This is a genomic window from Rhizobium grahamii CCGE 502 (assembly GCF_000298315.2).
Lineage (GTDB): Bacteria > Pseudomonadota > Alphaproteobacteria > Rhizobiales > Rhizobiaceae > Rhizobium > Rhizobium grahamii.
The window spans coordinates 64,008-88,074 of the sequence record NZ_AEYE02000022.1 but is presented as its reverse complement, the minus strand read 5'-3'; the positions used below and the strand labels follow the sequence as shown (position 1 = coordinate 88,074).

At 59.0% G+C, this 24,067-nt stretch carries 14 protein-coding genes, 1 tRNA gene and 2 pseudogenes; all 17 read left to right on the top strand.

All coding sequences use genetic code 11. The features are described 5' to 3' along the window. The first annotated feature begins 9 nt into the window (after positions 1-9). Positions 10-840: an ABC transporter substrate-binding protein gene (locus tag RGCCGE502_RS18620; protein WP_016555734.1), complete on the top strand. Its 831-nt coding sequence runs from the start codon at positions 10-12 to the stop codon at positions 838-840. A gap of 110 nt (positions 841-950) precedes the next feature. Then, positions 951-1,844 carry a polysaccharide deacetylase family protein gene (locus tag RGCCGE502_RS18615; RefSeq protein ID WP_244441743.1) on the top strand — a complete coding sequence of 298 codons (894 nt, stop codon included), beginning with the start codon at positions 951-953 and terminating at the stop codon, positions 1,842-1,844. Further along, positions 1,841-2,740: a polysaccharide deacetylase family protein gene (locus RGCCGE502_RS18610; RefSeq protein ID WP_016555732.1), complete on the top strand. Its 900-nt coding sequence runs from the start codon at positions 1,841-1,843 to the stop codon at positions 2,738-2,740. The genes RGCCGE502_RS18615 and RGCCGE502_RS18610 overlap by 4 nt, the downstream gene beginning before the upstream one ends. Further along, positions 2,730-4,130: an MmgE/PrpD family protein gene (locus tag RGCCGE502_RS18605; protein WP_016555731.1), complete on the top strand. Its 1,401-nt coding sequence runs from the start codon at positions 2,730-2,732 to the stop codon at positions 4,128-4,130. Before RGCCGE502_RS18610 ends, RGCCGE502_RS18605 begins: the two co-directional genes overlap by 11 nt. Next, positions 4,127-5,515, top strand: coding sequence for an argininosuccinate lyase (gene argH / locus RGCCGE502_RS18600; protein WP_016555730.1), 1,389 nt, complete (start codon positions 4,127-4,129; stop codon positions 5,513-5,515). The genes RGCCGE502_RS18605 and argH overlap by 4 nt, the downstream gene beginning before the upstream one ends. A gap of 75 nt (positions 5,516-5,590) precedes the next feature. Further along, the gene (locus RGCCGE502_RS18595) at positions 5,591-6,493 is read left to right on the top strand and encodes a LysR substrate-binding domain-containing protein (RefSeq protein ID WP_016555729.1); all 903 of its coding nucleotides are present in this window, start codon (positions 5,591-5,593) and stop codon (positions 6,491-6,493) included. Positions 6,494-6,544: 51 nt separating this feature from the next. Further along, positions 6,545-7,435: an EamA family transporter gene (locus RGCCGE502_RS18590; RefSeq protein ID WP_016555728.1), complete on the top strand. Its 891-nt coding sequence runs from the start codon at positions 6,545-6,547 to the stop codon at positions 7,433-7,435. Between the two features lie 241 nt (positions 7,436-7,676). After that, positions 7,677-10,772, top strand: coding sequence for a formate dehydrogenase-N subunit alpha (gene fdnG / locus RGCCGE502_RS18580; protein ID WP_081647275.1), 3,096 nt, complete (start codon positions 7,677-7,679; stop codon positions 10,770-10,772). Further along, on the top strand, positions 10,769-11,740 hold the full coding sequence (fdxH, locus tag RGCCGE502_RS18575; RefSeq protein ID WP_016555725.1) for a formate dehydrogenase subunit beta: 972 nt from the start codon (positions 10,769-10,771) through the stop codon (positions 11,738-11,740). Before fdnG ends, fdxH begins: the two co-directional genes overlap by 4 nt. Continuing rightward, complete coding sequence (locus RGCCGE502_RS18570; protein WP_016555724.1) at positions 11,737-12,429, top strand: formate dehydrogenase subunit gamma; 693 nt, start codon at positions 11,737-11,739, stop codon at positions 12,427-12,429. The genes fdxH and RGCCGE502_RS18570 overlap by 4 nt, the downstream gene beginning before the upstream one ends. Positions 12,430-12,462: 33 nt before the next feature. Continuing rightward, positions 12,463-13,380: a formate dehydrogenase accessory protein FdhE gene (fdhE, locus tag RGCCGE502_RS18565; RefSeq protein ID WP_016555723.1), complete on the top strand. Its 918-nt coding sequence runs from the start codon at positions 12,463-12,465 to the stop codon at positions 13,378-13,380. 3 nt (positions 13,381-13,383) lie between these two features. Continuing rightward, positions 13,384-14,783: pseudogene (gene selA / locus RGCCGE502_RS18560) on the top strand (L-seryl-tRNA(Sec) selenium transferase). Next, positions 14,770-15,550 (top strand): annotated as a pseudogene (locus RGCCGE502_RS18555) (tetratricopeptide repeat protein). Before selA ends, RGCCGE502_RS18555 begins: the two co-directional pseudogenes overlap by 14 nt. Then, positions 15,547-17,487, top strand: a complete 1,941-nt coding sequence (selB, locus tag RGCCGE502_RS18550) for a selenocysteine-specific translation elongation factor (protein WP_016555722.1) — start codon at positions 15,547-15,549, stop codon at positions 17,485-17,487. The pseudogene RGCCGE502_RS18555 and the gene selB overlap by 4 nt, the downstream one beginning before the upstream one ends. Then, positions 17,488-17,583, top strand: a tRNA-Sec gene (locus tag RGCCGE502_RS37375). A gap of 292 nt (positions 17,584-17,875) precedes the next feature. Beyond that, the gene (locus RGCCGE502_RS18545; protein ID WP_016555721.1) at positions 17,876-19,315 is read left to right on the top strand and encodes a DUF1254 domain-containing protein; all 1,440 of its coding nucleotides are present in this window, start codon (positions 17,876-17,878) and stop codon (positions 19,313-19,315) included. A 2,300-nt stretch (positions 19,316-21,615) separates the two neighbouring features. Further along, positions 21,616-23,526, top strand: coding sequence for a hypothetical protein (locus RGCCGE502_RS18540; RefSeq protein WP_016555720.1), 1,911 nt, complete (start codon positions 21,616-21,618; stop codon positions 23,524-23,526). Positions 23,527-24,067: the final 541 nt, after the last annotated feature.

Below are 24,067 nucleotides of genomic sequence, written 5' to 3'. Positions count from 1 at the left end.
GAGAAACTCATGAAACGCATGCATCTCGTCATCTCGGCTGCGCTTCTGTCGCTTGTCGCAACGGCGGCGTCCGCAGAATCAAACCTGAAGCTGCTCAAGGACGGAGAAATTCGTATCCTCAGCAACCCGATCTACCCGCCGATGGAATACGTCAATCCGGAAACCGGCGTGATCGATGGTTTCGATGTCGACCTTGCCAACGCAATCGCCAAGAAACTGAACCTTACCACCGTCTTTGTCCCGGCAGCATTCCAACAGCTGCAAAGCGGGCTGCAGACCGGTCGCGCGGATATGATCATTTCCGGCATGAGCGACAACACGAAGCGTCAGGCCAGCATGGACTTCGTCGACTATCTGACCAGCGGCCCGATCCTGTTCACGGTCAATGCCAGCGCCGACAAGTACAAGGTGGCGACTGACCTTTGCGGGAAGTCCGTCGCCGGCAGCCGCAGCACGACCTTCGGCGAAAACGTCAAGGACTGGAGCGCAGCGAACTGCGAAGCGAAGGGAAAGCCGGCGATCAAGTTTGACGGCACGGAAGATTCAAACGCCGCCCGCCTCGGCATGAAGCAAGGCCGTTACGATGCTGTTGTCCAGGGTATCGAAACGATCGCTTACCAAATGAAGATCGAACCAAACACCTACACGCTTGTCGGCGACCCGCTGCTAAGCAACGATGTGTTCGGAATGGCCTTCAAGAAGGACAACACCGGCCTGCGCGATGCCGTCGCCAGCGCGCTCGACGCCCTCATCAAGGACGGTACCTACGACGAGCTCCTCAAGAAATGGGGGCTCGTCCATAACGCTGTCCCGAAAGCTGTCGTGAACGGCGTCAAGTAACTCGTTTGGAAGTGCCGCGTTAACGGTGCGGCACCTCCGACTTCCAGTGAAGCACTGATTGAAGCCGGGCGCCGTTGGCGCCCCGGGGCGGATTGTTGCGACCTTCTAACATGAGAAATACGACCTCCATGACTGCCAAGCCTTCAACCACCTTTGTTGAGCAGAAGCCGCGATGGCCGAAGGGTCGGCAGTCGGCGGTTGCGCTTGCTTTCGACGTCGATGGCCCGACAGGCGATGCCATGCTTGATGGATCACTGCTGTCCAATCCTCGCTATTTCACCCAGGGCGCCTATGGCCCCTTCCGGGCGCTGCCGCGTCTTCTGGACCTGCTTTCCGCATACGGACTGCGAGCGACCTTCTTCGTGCCAACCTGGGTGGTCGAGCATTGGCCGTCTCAGTGCGAACGCATTTTGAGGGAGGCGCACGAGATCGCCTATCATGGCCACTACCATGAGGTCTTCATCGATTGCAGCCGACAGCAGCAGATCGACATCATGGAGCGCTCACGTGCGGTCTTTCGCGCGCGTCTTGGCGTCACACCGGTCGGATTTCGCACTCCGTCCGGGGACTGGGGAGTGGAGACCGCTGAAATCCTCCACGAGTTCGGCGTGATCTATTCGAGTTCCATGCGCGGCGACGACCGGCCGTATTTCCACATGACACCGCGTGGACGCGGTCTTGTCGAAATTCCAGGGCGTTGGGACATCGACGACTACACCGCCCTTGCCTACACCGAAGCCCCCGACTTCCCGATCGGTCTCGATCGCATTTCCGGTTACGCTGATGTCTGCCGCAACTGGTGCGCCGAATTCGAGGGCTATCATCGCGAGGGCCTGTGCTGGACGACAATCCTTCACCCAAAGGTCTGCGCCAAACCCGGCCGCCTACCAATTCTGGAGGGACTGTTCAAGGCGATCTCCGCGCATGGGGCCAGCGCTTGGACAGCCACCTGCTCTGAAATCGCAAAGTGGTGGATCGAGCAAAATCCCGAGGCATCCGCGTGACCAGCATTCCATCAGAAACTTATTGGCCGGAAGGCAAACGATCTGCGGCGGTCGTATCCGTTATTTTCGACGACGGACTTGATGCCATAAGCGAAGCACCGGATCTCGCACATCGCAGCAAGAGTTTGTCGGTCTGGCAGTACGGCGCAACCAGGGGCGTCGAACGCCTTTGCAACACCTTTGCGGCCTTCGGGGTTCCGACAAGCTGGTTCGTTCCCGGTGTCGTTGCGCAAAAGCATGAGCGGCTTATGCGTGACGTTTTATCGGGCGGTCACGAGCTCGAGAGCCATGGCTGGAGTTTCGAGCGATATGACGAACTGGCTCCGGCTGCCTCTGTCGAGTTGCTTCGGCGCAGCTCCGAAGCGATCGGTACGATCACGTCGCGTCCAACAACCGGCTTCAGGCTTGCGACCGGCAACTGGCCACGCAATTTCGACCAACTCCTGGTGCAAGCGGGCTACTCCTGGTCGGCATCGTTAAATGGCGACGACCTCCCCTATTCCCATTGCTCAGGGCTCGTCGAGATCCCGGTCCATATCGAGCTGGAAGACCGGCCTTACTTCCAGTTCAACTTCACACCCGCCTTCCCGAAGGGCCTTAGCCGCATCCCGTCCTACGAGGCTGTCCTCGGAAACTGGATCTCCGAGTTCGACGCCTATCGCCAGTATGGACTTTGCTACGTCATCCAGCTTCGCCCGGAATGGACTGGAACGCCCGGCCGGATCGCGATCGTCGAAGAGCTTCTTCGCCACATCAGCGGTTTTGACGACGTGTGGCTGGCGACAGCTGCCGACGTCGCCGGCTGGCATCGGCAAAAGGGCGCGAAAACGCCGATCGACCATCCGATCAACGTTTACGATGCCTACGTCAATGAGGAGCAGGCTGGTGAGCGATAACCTGACACGCAGCCTTGCCGAGCAGGTGCGATCGACGGACTTCGATGCATTCCCGCGGGAGACAATCCACAAGGCCAAGCTGCATATCCTCGATACTCTGGGCGCGGCGCTTGCCGGGTCAGCATCGGGGGAGACCCGTTCCGTCCTGGATATGCTCGGCGCGGAGGGAGGGCGTTCTGCGATCTGGGGGCGACCACTTTCGGCGAACTCACGGACTGCCGCCTTCATCAACGGTGTTTCGGCACACGCCTTCGAACTCGACGACAGCGGCGGATGCGACCATTCCGGTGCTGTTGTCCTGCCTTCGGTACTTGCCGCACTCGGCGATCGCACAGAAGCCTTCAGTGGACGCGACCTCCTGCGCAGCGTCCTCATGGGCTACGAGGTTGGACGACGTGTCCTCGAGGCGGTTGGCGGATATGAGGAGCATAATGGGCTCGGCTGGCATTCGACGGGGACTTGCGGCGTCTTTGGTGCCGCGGCCGCGGTGGGCACGATCCTTGATCTCGACGTCGACGCGATGGCCTCGGCCCTTGGCGCGGCATGTTCCTTCGCTGGAGGTACATGGGCTTTTATCCATAATGGCAGCTCTACCAAGAAGCTTCATGCTGGGCGTGCAGCAGAGGGTGGACTGATGTCCGCCTACCTCGCCAAACGAGGGTTTCAGGGACCGGACAGCGTGTTCGACGCGGCGAGCTGGGGGAGCTTCTTTGCGACCTTCGGCGGCAACAGGGGCGATCCTCAAGCTCTGGTTCACGATTTCGGAAAGCACTGGCGCCTCGACCGGTGTTCCATCAAACCGCACGCGACCTGCCGTGGCACGCATGCAGGGATCGATGCCCTGGATATGCTGATGCAAACCCATCGTATCACAGCCGACGCGATCGAAGGTCTCGAAGTCGACATCAGCCGCTTCCAATTTGGAATGTGCGGCGGAAAGATCCTGGATTCTCGCGCCCAGGCACAGATGAGCCTCCCCTATGCCCTTGCCGCACGGCTCCGTTACGGCAAGGTCTTCCTTTCCGAGCTCGAGCGGGATGCCTTCGCTGCACCTGAGATCGCATCGATCATCGATCATATCGTCGTTCGCATCGATCCAGCGATGAACGACGACGACGAACCCGCCATCACCATTCAGACGCGGAGCGGCGAGCGCCATCGGCTAGTCGTCGAGTTCCCGCTTGGAGGCCCACGCAATCCATTGAGCGACGAACGCCTTATCGAAAAGTATGTCTCGCTTACCAACGGTGTCCTGTCTCCTGAAAAGGTCGCGTCTTTGCGGGACGTCGTTCTGGACCTCGAGAATCAGGCTGATGCCCGCATCCTGCTCGGGCTACTCCAACAACCGGCACCAACTGCCGTTCGACAACCAACGGAAGCATCGAGATGAAAAATCAGAAGGACGCAACCTGGTCACCCCTCTTCAAGGAAGCGACGTCCAAGGACTTCCAGGATTTCCATGAGTGCCTCGACCAGGACAAGCGCATCGCCCTGCACGACGTCGCCGGCTCCAAGGTCCATGCCGGAATGCTCGCTCGAGCAGGGATCATCAGCCCGGATGAAAACCACCAGATCCAGGGTGGTCTCGATCAGATCGCCGAGGAGATGCGTGCGGGATCTTTCGATTGGAAGACGGAGCTAGAGGACGTCCATACCAATGTCGAGAACCGGCTGACCGAACTGGTCGGCCCTGCGGGAAAGAAGCTTCATACCGCCAGGTCACGCAACGATCAGGTCGCGACGGACATCCGCCTTTATGCCCGCGAGCAGCTTGACCTTCTGGCTCTCGACCTGAAGGTGTTGATAAACGCTTTCATCGATCTTGCCGAGAAGCATGCTGATGCGATCATGCCCGGCTTCACCCATCTGCAGATTGCCCAGCCTGTTACCTTCGGTCACCACATGATGGCCTATGTCGAGATGTTCCTGCGCGATCTCGATCGGGTCGAAGCTGCCCGCACGCGCCTGAACGTCTCGCCCCTCGGCGCGGCCGCTCTGGCTGGCACCGGTTTTCCGATCGATCCTGGTTACAGCGCTTCCGAACTCGGCTTTGCGACATCATTTGCAAACTCGCTCGATGCGGTGTCGGACCGGGATTACGTCATCGACATCTGTAGCGCCGGTGCAATCATCATGGGGCATCTCTCCCGGTTCAGCGAAGAGGTGATTCTGTGGTGCACGCCGATGTTCGACTTCGTCGAGATTGGAGACCAGTTTTGCACCGGATCCTCGATCATGCCGCAGAAGCGCAATCCGGATCTCGCAGAACTGGTGCGAGGCAAAGCAGCGCGAGCACTCGGAAACCTGACATTTTCCGCATCACTCATGAAAAGCCAGCCTCTGGCCTTCAACAAGGACCAGCAGGAATCAAAGCCGCCGCTGACGGATACGCTCGAGACCGTGCGTGGCGCTGTCCGGGTGACCGCGCAAATGATTCCGAGCATCATTGCCAAGCGCGACAAGATGCTATCGGCCGCAAAGCTCGGTTATTCGACGGCGACCGATCTTGCCGATTACCTGGTGCGATTGGGTATGTCGTTCCGTGATGCGCATCACGCCGTCGCGGCGATCGTCGGGCTCGCGCGCGACCGGGCCCTGACCACCCTTTCTGATCTGTCGCTTGCCGAAATGCAGGCTCTCGCGCCCTTGGTCCGCAATGACGTCTTCGAGATCCTGACGGTGGAAGGGTCGGTTTCCAGTCGTAATCACAAGGGAGGAACGGCTCCTTGCCGTGTCAGGGAGGCAGCCCAGGCCGCCCGGCTGAACATTGCCTAGCCCGGCCTGTTGCCATTCGACCGACTTGCTTTAAGGCTGGTTCCCTTTCAAATCCGCTAGGACGCAAAACAGCGAATGGAACCCAGATTCGATCAAAGCCGGTTGCCGCCACTGCAAACCCTGCAGACCTTTTCCGTCGTCGCGGAAACCGGAAGCTTCACAGCGGCGGCTGTCGAGCTCAATCTCAGCCAGAGCGCGATCAGCAGGCAGGTCCAGCAGCTCGAGCACTATTTTGGCTGCAGTCTGTTCGAACGACATACCCGCAAGGTCGCCTTGACGGAGCGGGGTATGGCGCTCATTCCAATCGTTGACAGCATGCTCGCGTCGCTGAGGACGTCATTCGAAGCAACACGCTCCACGGTGCGATCCCTGACAGTGCGCATGCCGCCTACATTTGCTCGGAAGTGGTTTCTGCCACGCCTGCCGGACCTTCATAGCCACCACAGCGATCTGAACATCAATATCGACACGGCCTGGTTTTTGCGCCCTACCTTTTCGGTTGGCGATATCGACATGCTCATCACTTATGGCAACGGGAACTGGCCCGGCATGGATGTGCTGCTTCTTCTTCGCGAGCGACTGACACCGATGTGCTCCCCTCAACTTCTGACAAGGCTTGGAGACCCACCAGAGGTCTCCAGGCTTCAGGACTGCGTATTGCTGCACTCCAATCCTCGACATAGCGACTGGACATTGTGGCTGCAGGCGGAAGGAGCTTACTCGTTGAAGGCGGCTCGCCACCAGGTCTTCGATACCCAGGACTTTGCACTGACCGCTGCAGCGAGCGGTTACGGCGTCACGATGGGTGACTTTGCGTTCTCCGGCCCGGAGCTCCAGAGCGGGGAACTGGTAACGCCTTTTGAGCGTGTCATCGACAGCGGCTACGGTTACTACGCGCTGTGGCCCGCCCGGGGGGACGCCCGACAGAAGGTCAAGGGGTTTGCGGATTGGCTCGAACAGTCATGCGCAGAAGGCTAAACCCAAGCGTTCGAGGCTCGGCGTTTTCAAAGAACGATCAGGTTATTTCAGATGTTAGTTTATGAATTTGCGGCATTTGGCGCCGCCGTATGCTGGGCGCTGGCCGGTCTCTTTTCAGCAAAGCCAGCTCGGCATTTTGGCGCGATGCGCTTCAATAGCCTCAAGTTGATTTCTGTTTCCCTGGTTCTTCTGGTCGAGGTCCTGGTGACCGGAAGCTGGAGGCAACTCGATATAAACGGCGCCTTCCCGTTGCTGCTGTCGGGACTGATTGGAATATTTGCCGGAGATACGATCCTTTATAGCGTGCTCATCCGTCTGGGGCCACGGCGTACAGGAGTGTTGTTTGCCATGAATGCGCCAATGAGCGCCGTTCTTGGCTGGGCCCTTCTGGGCGAGACCATCTCTCCAGTCGCTCTGACAGGCATCGCACTCGTGACGATCGGGGTGGTGATCGCGATTCTCTATGGAAAACGATCCAGTCAGCAGCATCCTTGGGAAGCAATCCAGGGGCCGCTGTGGATCGCCATCGGTCTCGGTCTCCTGGCGGCTCTTGCGCAAGCGGCAGGATCAATTCTGGCACGACCGGTGATGCAAGGTGGCATGGATCCTGTCCTGGCCTCACTGTTTCGTGTCGGCGTATCTGCAGCCTGTCTCACTGTCATTTCGCAACTGCCGTTCGCCGCAAGATCGCGCCCAAGATTCAGCTGGCAAAGCGTAGCAATGACCGCATGCTCCGGGCTGCTTTCAATGGCCTTGGGCATGACGCTGCTGCTGTTTGCCTTGTCAGGTGGAAACGTGGGTATTGTTTCGACCCTGTCGGCGACCACGCCAGTCCTCGTGCTTCCCATGATATGGGCGGTCACACGCGAGCGACCCGCGTTCGGAGCCTGGATCGGCGCAGGAACAGTCTTCATGGGAATGGCGGTGATCTTCGCCACCTAGGCAGGGGCGAAAAATCGGTGTCTTTCGTGCCAAGCGACAACTGGCGCGTTCAGTCGGAAACAGGAAGCGTCTGAACAACCTCAACAGCGTCGCACGTGCACGTCGCGCGTATGCCCGATGTGGCCGCTCACGAGGCGAACTCTCAGCATTGGCTTCGTTCTCGCGGCCCCGACGCTTGACGAGCGCGGAATGTTTACACATCTTGCTCTCCAGGAACGCAAACTTGCCAAGAGGAGACCCCATGAACCTCGACCTCTCTCGGCGCAGCTTTCTCAAGCTGGCGGGTGCGGGTGTAGCGGCAACATCGCTTGGCGCGATGGGCTTCGGCGAGGCCGAGGCTGCGGAGATCGCGCATGTGCGACCTTTCAAGCTGACCAACACCACCGAAACGCGCAATACCTGTCCTTATTGCTCTGTCGCCTGTGGCATCATCATCTACTCCAAGGGCGATCTGCGCAAAGGCGAGAAAGCCGATATCATCCATATCGAAGGCGATGTCGATCACCCGACAAATCGCGGCACACTCTGCCCCAAGGGCGCGGCGCTCAAGGACTTCGTCCGGTCTCCCACCCGACTGCAATATCCAATGCACCGCAAGCCCGGCTCCGACACGTTCGAGCGGATTTCCTGGAACGACGCGTTCGATCGCATCGCCCGGTTGATGAAGGACGACCGGGACGCAAACTTCGTTGCTGAGAATATGGCGGGCGTGCCCGTCAACCGGTGGACGACCACGGGCATGCTTGCGGCTTCGGCCACCAGCAACGAGACGGCATGGGCGACCTTCAAGTTCGCCAAGAGCCTCGGAATAGCAGGATTCGACAACCAGGCGCGCGTCTGACACGGCCCAACGGTGTCCAGTTTGGGCCCAACTTTTGGCCGTGGCGCGATGACCAACGCCTGGACCGACATCAAGAACACCGACCTCGTCGTCGTCATGGGCGGCAATGCGGCGGAAGCACATCCCTGTGGTTTCAAATGGGTAACGGAGGCGAAGGCCCATCGGGGTGCTAAGCTGATCGTCGTCGATCCGCGTTACACGCGCACCGCATCCGTAGCAGACTTCTATGCGCCGATCCGCCAGGGAACCGATATCGCCTTTCTCAATGGCGTCATCAAATACTGCATCGACAACGACAGGGTGCAGTGGGATTACACGAAGGCCTTCACCAACGCCTCCTACATCGTCCAGGACGGCTTCGGTTATAAGGACGGGCTTTTTACCGGCTACGACGAGGAAAAGCGCGACTATGACCGGTCGACCTGGGACTATGTCATTGGGGACGATGGCTTCGTTGCGACCGATCCGACGCTTCAGCATCCACGTTGTGTATGGAACCTTTTGAAGGAACACGTCGCACCGTACACGCCCGAGATGGTCGAGCGCATCTGCGGCACTCCCAAGGACAAGTTCCTGAAGGTCGCAGAAATGATCTCGGAGTGCTCTACGCCAACGAAGACAATGACCTCGATGTATGCGCTCGGCTGGACGCAGCATTCCAGCGGCTCGCAGAACATCCGTGCCATGGCCATGCTCCAACTGATCCTCGGCAACATTGGTGTACGGGGCGGAGGCATGAATGCGCTGCGCGGGCATTCCAACATCCAGGGGCTTACCGACATAGGACTGATGTCCCATCTCTTGACCGGCTATCTGACGGTGCCGAGCGAGAAGGAAACCGACTTCAACACCTACATGTCGACGCGGCAATTCAAGCCGCTTCGGCCGGGGCAGACCAGCTACTGGCAGAACTACAGGAAGTTCATGGTTTCCTTTCAGAAGGCCATGTGGGGTGACGTCGCCCAGGCGGACAACGACTGGGCCTATCACTACCTGACGAAACTCGATGTTCCCGCGTATGATGTGCTGCGCATGTTCGAGTTAATGTATGACGGCAAGGTCAATGGATATATCTGCCAGGGCTTCAATCCCATTCTTGCCTTCCCCGACCGTGAGAAGAATACCAAGGCCCTCTCGAAGCTGAAGTGGCTGGTTACCATGGATCCCCTGGACACGGAGACTTCCCGGTTCTGGGAGAACCATGGCGACTTCAACCCGGTAGAAACCGGGTCAATCCAGACCGAGGTGTTCCAGCTGCCGACAACCTGCTTTGCGGAGGAGGAAGGCTCGCTCACCAATTCGGGACGATGGCTTCAATGGCACTGGGCCGGTGGTTCGCCACCAGGAGAGGCTCAACACGATACCTATATCATCGCCCAGATCTTCATCAGGCTGAGGGATCTCTACAAGAAGGAAGGGGGTGCCTTCCCTGATCCCATCCTCAACCTGTCCTGGGATTATGCCGATCCGAACGAGCCGACCGCGGAGGAACTCGCCCGAGAAATCAACGGACGTGCCCTCACGGATGTAAAAGATCCGACGGACCCGACGAAGGTTCTGGTCCCTGCAGGCAAGCAAGTGGTGAACTTCTCGCAGCTGCAGGACGATGGCTCGACCATGTCGGGCTGCTGGATCTATTCGGGATGCTTCAACGAACAGGGCAACAACATGGCCCGGAGAGACAATCACGATCCGGACGAGACCGGTGCCTACCTCGGATGGACCTTCGCATGGCCTCTCAACCGCCGCACGTTGTATAATCGTGCCTCGGCGAACCTCGAGGGCAAGCCGTGGGATCCCTCCCGCAAGATCATCGAGTGGGATGGATCGAAGTGGTCGGGGTACGATGTTCCAGATATTTCGCCGACCGCCAAGCCTGGAGACGTTGGGCCGTTCATCATGAACCAGGAAGGGACGGCGCGGCTGTTTGCTCGCGGGCTCCTGCGCGACGGGCCGTTCCCGGCACATATGGAGCCTTTCGAGTCGCCTGTTGCGAACGTCTTCAATCCAAAGATGCGTGGCAACCCGGTCGCCCGCGTATTCCAGACAGACCTCGAACGATTGGGCACGTCGGACGAATTCCCGTATGCGGCAACATCTTACAGGCTCACCGAGCACTTCCACTTCTGGACAAAGCACAACCGCGTCAATGCCGCGCTGCAGCCAGAGTTCTTCGTGGAAATCTCAGAAGAACTTGCGAAGGAAAAGGCCATCGACAACGGCGGGTGGGTCCGCGTCTGGTCGAAGCGCGGGTCGGTCAAGGCAAAGGCCTTGGTCACCAAGCGGATCCGACCACTGATCTGCGATGGAAAGCCGGTGCATGTGGTCGGCGTACCGCTCCATTGGGGCTTTACCGGGTCGGCGAGGAAGGGGTTCGGTCCGAATTCACTGGCGGCCTTCGTCGGTGATGCCAACATCGAGACGCCGGAATCAAAGGCCTTCCTGGTCAACATCGAACCGTCTAGCGCACCTAAGGACAAGGAGGCATCCGCATGATGGATAGCCCTCGCACGGCCGTCAGCAACCCGCCGGTGCAGCCAATGGAAACGAACCTTACAGAACGGGACCTGATCCGGCGTTCCGCCACGCAGGAGTTGCCCCCACCCGAGCGGCAGCTGACCCCGGTCGCCAAGCTGATCGACGTTTCGAAATGCATCGGCTGCAAGGCCTGCCAGGCAGCCTGCGTGGAGTGGAACGATACCAATCCGGAAATTGGCGAGAACATCGGCGTCTACACGAACCCACATGACCTTTCCGAGAACATGTTCACGCTTATGCGGTTCACAGAATGGGTGAACCCCGATACCGACAACCTCGAATGGCTGATCCGCAAGGATGGCTGCATGCATTGTGCCGATCCGGGCTGTCTCAAGGCATGCCCCTCGCCGGGGGCGATCGTCCAGTATTCCAACGGGATCGTCGACTTCATCCATGAGAACTGCATCGGTTGCGGTTATTGCGTGAAGGGCTGTCCGTTCGACATCCCGCGCATCTCGAAGGCCGATCACCGTGCTTACAAATGCACGCTTTGCTCCGACCGCGTGGCCATGGGACAGGGACCGGCCTGCGCCAAGGCCTGTCCGACCCAGGCGATCGTTTTCGGGACCAAGGACGACATGAAAAAACACGCGGACGAGCGGATCAAGGACCTGAATTCGCGCGGCTTTGCCAATGCCGGCCTCTATGATCCGCCAGGCGTCGGCGGCACACACGTGATGTATGTGCTGCACCATAATGACAGACCACACCTCTATGCCGACCTTCCAGACAATCCGACGATCTCCCCTGTCGTTCAGGCCTGGAAGGGTGTGACCAAATATGCCGGACTTGCCGCCATGGGACTGACGGCCGCCGGCGCGATCCTGCACGGCATCTTCGGCAAACCAAACCGGGTGCAGCGTCAAGACGAGGAGCATGCCGAGTCGTTCGTGCAAAGCGGTGAACCTCGCAAGGAGGACGCATGAGCGAAGAGGTGAAGAAGGATCCAGAAGATTCGATCGATGTAGGACCACCGATCACTGTCAACCGCTACGGACCTGGCAAGCGACTCAACCATTGGATCACGGCAACGAGCCTGATCCTGCTGTTGCTGTCCGGTCTCTCCATGTTCCATCCGTGGCTGTTCTTCCTGACTGCTCTTTTTGGTGGCGGCCAAAATACGCGCATGCTGCATCCGTGGATCGGCGTGGTGCTGTTTTTCAGTTTCTTCATTTTCTTTTTTCAGCTCTGGCGGCTGAACCTGCTCAACCGGGACGATGTGCAATGGACCGCGCAGATCGGTGATCTCGTCAGGGGCAACGAGGAAAAGCTTCCCGAACTCGGCAAATACAATGCTGGTCAGAAGCTCATCTTCTGGGGCATGACCTTCTTCATCCTGATCCTGATTGCCACCGGCATCACGATCTGGGACCAATACTTCCTGGAATACACTGCCATATCGACAAAGCGGGTCGCACTCCTCTTTCATTCCCTGGCCGCGGTGCTGATCATTCTGCTCTTCATCCTCCACGTCTATGCGGCGATCTGGACGCGCGGGACATTGCGGGCCATGACCCGCGGTACGGTCACCGGCGGATGGGCGTGGCGACATCATCGCAAATGGTTCAAGGAGTTGGCTGGACGTCGCCGGAGCGATCCTGCAGAATACAAATGACGAAAGCTGTGGCCGGTCGGTCCGCGAGGTGAAATGTCCATATCGTCAATCCAGCCCGATCCTTCTGCGATCGGAATTGCCAAGACCCGGTTCGCCATTCCCCCAAATCCGGCGCGCATCTTCAGCGATCGTGCCGCAAGGTTCGATGTTTTGGCCAAGGGAAGCAGGCTTTCGCCTTATCTTGAGTTTCTGGCTTGCGTCACCCGGCTGCAGTCGGAATTTACTCTTGATGCTCCATCCATGGACCCGCTGGACGCCGACCGCCTCGCAACAGCGCGCAGCGTATCAATGCCTCCCATCGACAGAAATGCCCTGATCGGATCGCCGGGCATCAGGACGACCGTGTCGGGATTTCTCGCGCGGGCGGAACGCCTTGCTGTACCGCCCCAATCGGCAAGCGCTCTTGCGGAGGTGCGTGCCGCCGACGATGAGACGATCGACTGGATAATCGGCAACATCCTTTCAGATACCCTTCCACTGGAAAGCCTCGCTCATCACATCTTTGTCGCGGCAGGGGCACAAATATACATGACCAGGCTCGCATCGACGCTCGAGGAGGGAACGCTTGTGCCGGTCGGCATCGGCGTATGCCCGGCTTGTGGAGGCCGGCCGGTTGGCTCGATGGTCGTCGGCTTCCAGGGAGCGGAGGGTGCGCGCTATGCAGTCTGCGCCTGCTGCTTCATGCAATGGAACGAGGTCCGGGTGAAATGCCTTGCATGCGGGTCAACAAAAGGCGTCGGCTATCGCGCTGTCGAGACCGGGGAGGATGATGCAACGGTCAAGGCCGAGGTCTGCGACAATTGCCGCAGCTGGACAAAGATCCTCTACCAGAACAAGAACCCGTCGCTCGACATGGTCGCCGATGATGTGGCGAGCCTCGGCCTCGACACGCTCATGAAAGAGACCGAATACAGACGCGCGGGCTTCGACCCCTTCCTAGTGGGTTATTGATTGATGCACGGATCCGCCGATCTCAGAGCCTTGCCCTCCGTCGACCAGATGCTGAATAGCCCGGCCGTGGCGGTTCTTGTCGAGAAGCATGGCCGGCGGGCCGTGACGGCGGATCTGAGAGCCGTTCTGTCCGATATACGGGCGGAGGTGAAGGCGGGCGGTGCCGTTCCCCGGCCCGAAGATTTGCTGGCTTCTCTGATCAGTCGCGTGGAATACCGTGGCCGGACCAATCTGCGGCCGCTGTTCAACCTGACCGGAACCGTGCTTCATACCAATCTCGGCCGTGCGCTTCTGGCCGAGGAAGCAATCGCTGCGGCATGGATGCCATGCGTGATGCCGCCGCGCTCGAATTCGACCTCGACACTGGCCGGCGCGGCGAGCGTGACAGCCACCTTCGGACCCTCCTTTGCGAACTGACGGGGGCGGAGGATGCGACTGTTGTCAACAACAATGCCGGCGCGGTCCTGATCTGCCTAAACACGATCGGCGCAGGCCGCCAGGCGATCGTGTCGCGGGGCGAACTGATCGAGATTGGCGGCGCCTTCCGCATGCCAGACATCATGGAGCGAGCCGGCGTCCAGCTCATCGAGGTCGGCACCACCAACCGGACGCATCCGAAGGACTACGCAAAGGTGATCGGCCCAGACACCGGCCTGATCCTCAAGGTGCATACGTCGAACTATCGCATCGAAGGCTTTACCGCCGAGGTCGACGGGTCCCAGCTCGCGAAAATCGCGCACGATGCCGGCATCGCCCTTTTGAACGATCTCGGTTCGGGTACGCTCGTCGATCTGGCATCCTACGGTCTCGCCAGGGAACCGACCGTGCGCGAAGCAGTTGCGGAGGGAGCGGACCTCGTTACCTTCTCCGGCGACAAGCTACTCGGCGGCCCACAGGCGGGTTTCATCGTCGGACGCAGGGAGCTGATTGCCGAGATCAACCGAAATCCGCTCAAGCGGGCTCTTAGGGTAGACAAAATTCGCATCGCTGCACTGGAAGCCACGCTCAAGCTTTATCGTGATCCAGACCGGTTGGCGGCCCGCCTCCCGACGCTTCGGTTGCTCACCCGCAAGCAGTCGGAGATCATGGCGCAGGCTGAGAGGCTTCAGCCCAAGGTGACCTCGATGCTTCGATCAAGAGGCTACGACGTCGATATATGTGGGTGTTTGAGCCAGATTGGTTCCGGTGCACTGCCTGTCGACACGATCCCGAGCGCCGCTCTGAGGATCGCCGCGTCGTCAGGAACGGCATTGGAGGAATTGGCGGCTCTCTTCCGGACCCTGCCCCGCCCGATCATTGGCCGGATCCAGTCCGGCTGCATGCTCCTCGATCTCAGGTGCCTGGCGGATGAGCAATCGTTTCTGGAGAGCCTGGCCGAGGGAACGGGTCATGCGATGGCTTGATCGCCTGCGCCCCCGAAAGCCTGCAGCTAATCCAGATCACATGGCGGTGGCACTTTCGTGTGCCAAAGCCGGAGACTACGCGGCGGCGCTTGCGATCTGGGAGCCGCTGGCGCAGGCCGGCTTTTCGCGGGCCCAGAACAACATCGGCGCCTGCTTCGCCGAAGGCCTTGGCGTAACGGTCGATCTGAATCTGGCGCGCCGCTGGTTGCAGCTCGCGGCAGAGGCCGGCGATCCCGTCGGGCAACGCAACTACGCCGCCTTGCATATGCGCGAAGCGGATGCCGATTTCGAGATCGCGGCTGACTTCTACCGCCGCGCCGCAGAACAGGGGGATGCACCGTCCCAGGACATGTTGAAGCTGGATGCTTCTGGAAGGCAGCGTGATGAACGCTGATCCAGTCGAAGCCAGGCACTGGGCGGAACAGGCGGCTTCCGCCGGTATTGCCTCATCGATGACCAGGCTTGGAATGCTTTATCATAATGCACGTGGTGTCAGGCGCGACCCTGAGATGGCTGCACGATGGTGGGGCCGCGGCGCGCGCAATGGCGACGCGGACGCGCAGGCCATGCTCGGTGCTGCGCTCCATATGGGGTCCGGAATCGAGCCGGATGGTGTTTGCGCCCTCGCCTGGTTGATCCGGGCTGAAATGGGTGGGAGTGATCTCGCAAAGCCATTTCTCGAGGTGGTGCGCTCAAGCCTGTCGGCCGAGGAGATTGGCGAGGCGGAACAACGGGCGGCAGGCCCCATCTCGGGAGAGATGCGATGATCGTCGGAACAGCCGGGCATATCGACCACGGAAAGACGGCACTGGTCAAGGCGCTGACCGGTGTCGATACCGACAGGCTCAAAGAGGAAAAGGCACGCGGCATCACCATCGAGCTTGGCTTTGCCTATTCCAACTTCGGGAACGGATCAGTAACCGGCTTCGTAGACGTCCCGGGCCACGAGCGCTTCATACATACGATGTTGGCAGGCGCCTGTGGGATCGACTATGCGCTTCTTGTCGTCGCCGCCGATGACGGGATCATGCCGCAGACGCTTGAGCATCTCGCCATCCTCAATCTTCTCGGGATCAACAGGGGCGTTGTTGCACTTACCAAGGCCGATCTCGCCGACGATATCCGCCGTGCTTCGTTGACGCTCGAGGTGCGGACCATGCTTCGAGAGAGCAGTCTTCGAGACGTCGTGATCATGTGTGTTTCTGCCATGACCGGGGAAGGGATCGAAGCCCTGAAGCACCACCTGGCCGAGGCCGAACGCGAAGCGACCACGATGAGCGCCTCGGGGAGGTTCCGTCTCGCGGTCGATAGATGCTTCATCCTGCCTGGTGCCGGGACGGTCGTGACCGGCTCGGTGATCTCTGGCCGGGTAGCTCTCGGCGACCTCGTCACACTGTCCCCCTCAGGTCTCCCGGCCCGGGTACGGTCAATTCATGCACAAAACCGAACGACGGGGTCCGGCTCGGCTGGAGAGCGTTGTGCTCTCAATCTGTCGGGCGACGGAGTGTCGAAGGATGCCATCCGCCGTGGAGACATGGTCGTCGATCCGGTGCTGCATGCGCCGGCCGACAGAATCGACGCGGAGCTCGCTGTTCTCGCGTCCGAGAAAAGGCCGCTCGGCGAGTGGTTTTCTGCAAGGCTGCACCATGCCAGCACCGAAGTCGGCGTGCGCATCGTGCCCTTGGGCCTGCCGATCTCTCCCGGACAGAGTGGCAGGGCGCAACTGGTATTGGACAGGGCGATCGCGGCAGCCATCGGCGACAGGTTCATCATTCGCGATGTTTCTGCGCAGCGGACGATTGGCGGGGGAAAGTTCCTCGATCTGCGCGCACCAGCCAGAAAGCGCAAGACGGCGGAGAGGCGTGAGCTTCTGAATGCCGCGGCACGGCAAGACGCACCGGAGGCCTTGGTCGCATTGCTTGCCGTCTTGCCCTTCGTAGTTGATCTCGATGCCTTCGCCCGCGACCGGGCTCTCGCCAAGGACGAGCTGTCGAGGATAATCACGACAGCAAAGGCCGAGGTTATTGTCACATCTCAGGGCCGCTATGCTCTCTCGAAAGAGGCACGCATCGAGTTTACTGAGCACCTGCAACGCACCCTCACCGCCTTTCACGGTGACAATCCTGACCTCCAGGGGATTGGCCGGGAGCGCCTCCGGATGCTGGCGATGCCGCGACTTCCAAAGCCCGCCTTTCTTGTGATGTTGCGGGAGGAGCAGGAAGCCGGCCGGCTTGTAATGGATGGTTCCTTCGTTCGATTGCCGGGACACGAAGTCAGACTGACGGAGAAGGAAGAGGCGCTTTACGCGAAACTGGTTCCGCACATGACTGGTGACGAGCGATTCCGGCCGCCAAGGGTCCGCGATTTCTGCGAAATGATAGGCGCTGACGAAAAGGAGGTCCGGCGCATCCTCAAGCTATGCGCGCGCCTCGGCCGCGTCGACCAGATCAGGCACGACCACTTCTTTGCCCGTAGGACGACAGCGGAGATGGTGGAGATCATCCGCGAGGTCGCCGCATCAGCAGATAACGGGGAATTTTTCGCTGGTGCCTTTCGCGACCGGGTCAACAACGGTAGAAAGGTCGCGATCGAAATTCTCGAATTCTTCGATCGCCAGGGCGTCACGTTTCGCCGTGGTGACGTCCGGCGTGTCAACCCGCACAGGCTCGACCTGTACGGTGAACCTCGGTCGGGCAGCGGTTAAGGAAGAGAACCGTCCCCGGTGGGGCGTCCGGACTTCAAATCCGGGTGGGGCAGCGAGGCTGTCTCGGGTGGGTTCGACTCCCATCCTCTTCCGCCAAGTTTTCGTTTTATGCGATTGATTTTGCCGCGAAATTCAAAGAACAAATGAGCGAGCCACGTTCCGTAAAATGGATGGTAGGTCCTGACATCCGTGCCGTTCACTTTCAACGTCACTCGTCCTCGCCCCGCTAGCGCCCGTGCGGGGCTCTTTTCGCGGTGATGTGGAACCGATATCGCTGTGCGGGCGTCTAAAGGCCCGTCCTAGCCGTATGTTACAGTAAATTACTTGTTATTCCTGAGGTTGCGAGGATCATCGACCTTTCCTGCTACTTACACGGGAAGATGTTCCGATGCTTACGAAGCGTGATCTGCTCACCTCCGCCGCGATGGCGGGAATAGCCGCCACAACAGCCAGTATTACTTCCGTCGCTGCAAGGAACAATACCGAATGGCCTAGCCTGATGGAGGCCAAGGACATCGCAGAGGATGGCTTCATCTACGGTCTGCCCCTGGTGATGAACTACGCCATCATGTACGAGTACGCGGTAGATCGGAATTCAGGGCAGTTCAAAGCGCCGTTCAACCAAATCAAGAACGAGCCAAACGTTTATACATATAAAGATACAGCAATCGTCACCCCGAACAGCGACACGCCCTATTCTTTCATCTGGATGGATTTGAGGGCAGAGCCGGTAGTACTGTCGGTGCCGGCGATCGACTCCAAGCGCTATTTCTCGGTCATGCTCTGTGACGGCAACACCTACAACTACGGCTATATCGGCACCCGAGCCACGGGGAGCGATGCCGGCGACTACATGGTGGTCGGGCCTGACTGGAACGGTGACACCCCGCCGGGCATCAAGCAGGTGTTCCGTTCGAGCACAGAGTTTTCCCTCGCAGGCTATCGCACCCAGCTTTTTGGCCCGGATGATCTCGATAACGTCAAGGAGGTGCAGGCTGGCTATAAGGTGCAAATGCTATCAGCCTATCTGGAGCAGACGCCGCCGTCGGGCGCGTCAACCGTCGACTTCCCCAAGATCGACAAGGACCTCGTGAAGACCAACTTCTTCGATTATCTCGATTTCGCTCTGCAATTCGCGCCGGCGCAGAGCAATGAAAAAGAGATCCGCGCCAAGCTGGCCCGCATCGGTGTTGGTCCCGGCAAGACTTTCAACTTCAAAGACCTGCCAGTGAAGCATAAGCTGGAGATGGCCCTTGGCATGAAGTCCGGCCAGCGGAAAGTCGACAAGGCTGTCGCCGATGCTGGTAAGGCAATTAATGGCTGGCGGGTTAGCGGTCTTCCCGGAGACAGCGCCCATTACAACGGCAACTGGCTGAAGCGTGCTGTCGCCGCTCAAGCGGGCATTTACGGCAACGATCCCGAGGAAGCGACCTACCCGTACACGCGGGTAGATAGCGATGGTCGGACGCTCGATGGAAGCAAACACAATTACACGATCACCTTCCCGGCAGAGCAACTCCCACCGGTGAACTCTTTCTGGTCGGTGACGATGTACGACGGCAAGAGTCAGCTCTTGATAAAGAACCCCATCAATCGGTACCTGATCAACTCGCCCATGTTGCCCGCCATGAAGAAGAATGAGGATGGTTCGCTTACCCTCTACGTCCAGAAAGACAGTCCCGGTCCTGACAAGGAACCAAATTGGCTACCGGCGCCGAATGACACGATCTATTTGGTGATGCGTCTGTACTGGCCAAAAACGGAAGCGCCATCAATTTTACCGGCTGGGAATGGCACTTGGCGACCGCCGGCGGTCGTGGCGCAGTAACTTCCCGTTGCGGTGATCCAGTTTGGCTGCGCAACGGCGTGATCGGCTGCGGGAAGGCAAGAGGATGCGGCTGTGAGCATCGTGCTCGGGCGTGGTGCACTGTTGATGACCGCGGCGGAGGGTCTTTGACCCTTAGCCAAGGGCTGCGTCGAATCGGCCCTTGGCTAAAATCAAGCGATCGAGAGTTCGGTCTGTCTTCCCGTTGACGTCGCCCATCTTGCCGGAAAAGAGCTCGACGCGGGTAGTCAATCCGGCCAGCCAAAGCGCCTTGTTAAGAATTTTCTAATTCGTCCGGTAGGTCACGGAACCAACGTCGAAGTGCGTCGTTTTCGCGCCCAGAAGAAGGAGATGCACGCACCTTCTTCCCTTTTCGTATGAAGCCCCAACTCGCCCCGCTTGCCCATCAGGCGGGGCTTCTTTTCAGGCATCGGCGGTGGAACCCAATCCGGGTGCGAGAGTTTCACGAACGCGAGACGGATGTGTCTTCTCCTAGCTCTTCCTGTCCCGCAGAACCCCGCTCCTCCCACTGAGCGGGGTCTCTTTTTGCATGGATCGACAAACGCATGGCATGGGAAAGAAGGCTCGAACCCCTTGTACCCCGACCCTTCCTTCCAGGTGATCATTCTTTGATTGGCACGATTCCCAATCTCGCGTGTTGGAGGCGGCGGAAACACGCTGTATGCGCTGCAGTCCGATGGGGTGATCCGGCTGCTCGAAGGCAATAGGATGCAGGTCCTATAGCGATGACTCCTGAAGCGCTCTTGCAGAGGGTAATCTGCAAAGGGTAAGCCTGCGCCGTGCGGCGAGGGCGCCGTGCCAATGAAACGTCAGAGAGAGTGATCATTCGAAAGCGAGATCCGGACAAAGATCCAAGCATTTTGCTCAAATTGCCGGGGTGATCGAAACTGTGAGGTTCACGCCATTACCAGGAATACGGAGACGAGTTTGCGTTTCAATGGTCCGATCCGACGCTTCCATGAAGGGGTCGCCTTTGCGGCCCAGAATATCGCGGATCTCCCGCGCCTTTTCGCGAGTCTTGCTTCAGAGAAACCGTCTCGGCCTTGCCGGATTTTCCGGCGATCCAAGGCCCATTTCGTATCGCTTTACGGTGATGACCCACATAAACACCCAGGACTTGGCGCCCGTCTTTGACACATTGAGATAGAGCCCCCGCCATCGCTATGGCGACCTGCCTTCAACCTGTCTGACGAAACAAAGAAGCTGAGAGTTTATGGAGACCGCGCACCAATCCGATCCCCACTTGTTTCCCCAGTTTCTGTGCGGGTTACAAGCGAATCATCGCGAATTTGCGTGAACTATTAAAGGCAGATTACCGCTTATTTTCAAAGCGATAACGGACGCTTGCGAACTGTTGCGGACACCAATTCGCCTGACACCTCTTCCGCCAATTGCCTCGGCCCCTTTGTCACATTGGCATGGCCCGGTGGAACTTTCTTTCCAGGCGCCAGTTTCTTGCACGCAGCACTAACACGCAGGCTGCAGGACCAGGCATCGCCCATATGCGCAGGTCCGCCAAAAAAGCCTGGCGCCGGCTTCCCTCGCCCCGCCGGGCCTTTCTTTTGGAACCTTTCCTGCCCGCATCAGTTTCCAATTGGCAATGAACTCTGACAGGCGCATTGCAAAGCTGGCCTCCGACCCTCTGGAGCCAGCGGCCCGGTTACTCCCAGTTGCCGGGCCTTTTTTATTCAACCAAGTACCATTCGCGACGCAGCGCGGGTTCCTGAGGCTGGTCGCATGAACTGCGCAATCGACACCGCTCATTGCTTCTGGCAGCATCGGAGAAACAGCGGGGCTCTTTCACATGGAGGTTTTGGTCGGGACTGGCTGTCTACTCGGGCGACCTCGTAGTCTACGTGCAAGCGCTCCTATCGCTTGGCGCATTCGGTGTGCTCTGAGAATTTCACAAATATTTGCGTGGGCGACGGAATGCAGCCAAGGCGGCGGCTGAAGATCGGCCCGTAGTGGCCGAGACCGCACACGTCGAGCGCGTGGCATTCTTGTTCTCGAACTGGTAGACGGTACGCATGCCCACGCGTTTGGTCGTGGTTTTTGTCGGATCCATTGGCCACAGCGAGTCAACTCCCTGCGGGTACGCTCGATGTAGGCAAGACCGCGGCCGCCGGTAAAAACCTGCTGCAGCGGACACCTCTTCCGCCATCTCATGCACGAGGTGCTTGCGAGCTATAGGAGCCTCTTCAGGTAAGTCTAGATCCGTGTTGATCCGCACAGAACATTCGGACAATCTGTTCAAAGCAAATGGTTCAGTATCGAAGGTCGGCATGGCGTTTTTTTTGAGGACTTTTGGCCGGTTGCAGCTAATCGACCGAAACGGCGAGACAGTCCCGTTTCCCGAAAAAGGGCTGCTGCTCTTTGCATACTTGCTGACGGCCGATCAGGGCGAGCTAGATCGTCCGACAACAGCACGCTTTCTATGGGGCGACGCAGATGACAACGTCGCGCGCACGACACTGAGAAAGGCGGTTTCCAGAATTATGGCGCGCCAGCACGAACTGGGCACCGCGATACTTTCCGCACAGGACGGAGTACTATCGGTTAACCGACAGGCTTTGTCTTCGGACCTCCTCCTAGAAGCCGATGAAGGAGCCCGTGAGCCAGTCGCGTTCCTCAAGGACCTTTTGAAACTTCTCAATCAGCCATTTTTGGGGACAGCTCAGAGTGCGAGCCAGGAATTTAGAAGGTGGTTCGCCGAGCGGGAGAATTATCATGCACGCCTTCTCAAAGAGACATTGAGAGCCGCCTCAAGGCTGCCGCAAGGAAAAAAAGCGACCGATATCTTGCGACGAGCCGCGGCGACACTCTCTTGGCTGGATCCACACAATCCAGAGACAAAACGCTTTATTTTGCAGATCCTTAACGCAGAACAAGAAGTGGCTTCCATAAGGGAGGATGTCGAACGTCGTCAGATTGCCCTCTCATTGCAAAATAGCCGCCTAAGAGCTGGCGGCGGCCCGTTAACGTTAACTCAACCGACCGTACCTTCAGGCGACGCTACATCTGTGGCCAGAGACGTCGTCGCCGCTATTCCCCGTCTGATGTTGTTGCCACCCCGGAGTCAATCCGTGCAATCAAGTGCGTGGCGACTTGCCGGATCACTCATCGAGGACATTACTATCGGTTTCTGCGCGTTTGATAGCGTTCAGGTGATTGCGCCTTATTCAGCGGCTCAAGTGGGCAAGGACATAAGGACGCAGTCAGATTTCTGTACGCGACATCGCGTGAATTACGTCCTTGAAACCAGCACCAGCGGCGACACAGACGACGCGACACTGTTCGTCCAGCTAATCTACTTTGATCAGCATCAGGTCATATGGGCGGACCGCTTCAGCCTCCACCAGATGGCTCTTGCCAAAGACAGAAGGACGGTTACCCGACAGGTGGCGCTGTCCGTTTGCAGAGAAATAGAACGATATGAAGCCCTGCAAGAGAATCTCAGTCCAGTGGCCTACCATCGGTATCTGGTCGGCAGGCGACATATGGTCCGGTTAACACTTCCGAACTTGCGGCGCGCGCGTGCAGAGATGAAAGCAGCGCTGAATGTGACCCCGAACTTTGCGCCAGCGCTAAGTTCGATGGCGCGAACCTATTCGAAGGAGTGGCTGCTGACAGCGCGAGGCGATATCGAGCTGCTGAACACGGCCGAAACATTGGCAAAGCAAGCAGGCCAGACGCGTTCAGACTTCGCTGACGCCTACCGCGAGCTGGGCGTCGCGAGATTGTTAAAGGGGCAGTTCGACGAAAGCGCCGAAGCGATGGAGTTGGCGGAGGCCTGTGGTCCACACCATGCCGACGTCATCGCCGACTACGCCGACACCCTCGTCCATTGCTCCCTCCCTGCCATGGCGTTGCAAAAGATCGAGCGAGCAATCGAACTCAACCCTCTAAGCCCTGACACGTACCTATGGACGGCTGCAGGGGCGAGCTATGCACTTGCCGATTTCAAAGGGGCACTGGATTACATCGGGCAAATGGCCGACCCCAGTTTGGCTGACAGGCTTTCAGCCGCAAGCTGGGCGCTGTTGGACAACCAGGAAAAAGCGCGGTTCTACGTCCGCAGATTTCGCGAAGCCAATCCGGACTTCGACGTCGACCGGTGGCTTTCTGCCGTTCCGAGCAAGGAGCAATGGCACAAGGACCTTTATCGTGACGGCCTGAAGAAAGCAGGATTCTAATAGCAAACCTGAATTGGCAGTTGCACGATGCGTGGTAGTGTTACCCGTTCTGACGTCGGCGATGACGGCGTCCCCCCCGCCCTGAAGGACCTAATCTTAATCTAGCTTCCGGTTCTGATCACGCCGCATTCGCAGACTGCTACCGTCTTCTTTCTGCGGCACTTCATCCAGGACGTCAGCTCGCACCAGCAAGATCAGCATTCCGGTGGAGGCGCCTTAGCAAGATCTAGCCCGCGGGCGGTAGGTGGCTGCCATGTAGTTGAGTTCCTGGTTGCACCTTGCGGATTGGTGCCAATGAATGCCCCACCCGTGCCTCCTGTCCAGCCCGTGGAGCCACTGTTGCCGGGTGAGGTGCCATCCCCTGCGGTCGTGTTGGGCTGCGTGGCAGGCTCGGCCTTGCTTCTCGCCTGCGCCGCCGAAGGCGCGGGGCAGTTTGGCTGTGTCTGCGCAAGGACCGGTTGGATGGTCGCGACGTTTGCCGCGACAAGCAATGCAGCGACAACACGGGTCGCTGCGGGTCGTGAACCAGGGGCAGCTTGCC